This window comes from Clostridium sp. 1001270J_160509_D11, assembly GCF_015667935.1.
Taxonomy (GTDB): Bacteria; Bacillota; Clostridia; order Peptostreptococcales; family Peptostreptococcaceae; genus Intestinibacter.
The window spans coordinates 1-1178 of the sequence record NZ_JADPET010000266.1; the positions used below are offsets into that span (position 1 = coordinate 1).

The following is a 1178-nucleotide window of genomic DNA, read 5'->3' on the forward strand; positions in this document are numbered from 1 at the left end:
CTATTATAGATTATTCTATTATAGATGCTACAACACCAGATGCTACTGTTCTACCACCTTCTCTTATAGCGAATCTTAATCCTTCTTCTACACATATTTTGTTTATTAAGTCAACTTCTATAGTTATGTTGTCTCCTGGCATAACCATTTCTGTTCCTTCTGGTAATTTACAAGCACCAGTTACGTCAGTTGTTCTGAAGTAGAATTGTGGTCTGTATCCATCGAAGAATGGAGTATGTCTTCCACCTTCTTCTTTTTTAAGAACGTATATTTCAGCTGTGAATTTAGTATGTGCGTTAACACTACCTGGTTTAGCTAAAACTTGTCCTCTTTCTATATCAGTTCTTTGAACACCTCTTAATAATGCTCCTATGTTATCTCCAGCTTCTGCGCTGTCTAATAATTTTCTGAACATTTCTATTCCAGTTACAACAACTTTTCTAGATTCTTCAGTTAAACCTACTATTTCAACTTCGTCTTGAACTTTTAATTGTCCTCTTTCAACTCTACCTGTAGCAACAGTACCTCTACCTGTTATAGAGAATACGTCTTCTACTGGCATTAGGAATGGTTTGTCAACATCTCTTTCTGGAGCTGGTATATATTCGTCAACTTGTTCGAATAATTCTACTATTTTATCTCCCCATACGCTTGATGGATCTTCTAAAGCTTTTAAAGCTGAACCTCTTATTATTGGAGTATCATCACCTGGGAATTCATACTCGTCTAATAATTCTCTTATTTCCATTTCAACTAATTCTAATAATTCTTCGTCATCTACCATATCACATTTGTTTAAGAATACTACTATGTATGGTACACCAACTTGTCTAGATAATAATATATGTTCTCTAGTTTGTGGCATTGGTCCATCAGTTGCAGAAACAACTAATATAGCACCGTCCATTTGAGCAGCTCCTGTTATCATGTTTTTAACGTAGTCAGCATGTCCTGGACAGTCAACGTGAGCGTAGTGTCTGTTTGGAGTTTCATATTCAACGTGAGCAGTTGATATAGTGATTCCTCTTTCTCTTTCTTCTGGAGCTTTATCTATGTTAGCGAAATCTACAGCTTCTCCTAATTGATATCTGTCATATAAAGTTTTTGTTATTGCAGCTGTTAATGTAGTTTTACCGTGGTCAACGTGTCCGATAGTTCCTATATTAACATGTGGTTTA

General features: G+C 35.5%; 1 protein-coding gene. It reads right to left on the minus strand.

The features are described 5' to 3' along the window. Positions 1-10: 10 nt before the first annotated feature. Positions 11-1178, minus strand: a 1168-nt coding sequence (gene tuf / locus I4U58_RS13825) for an elongation factor Tu (RefSeq protein WP_195931912.1), incomplete at its 5' end; no start/stop codon positions are given.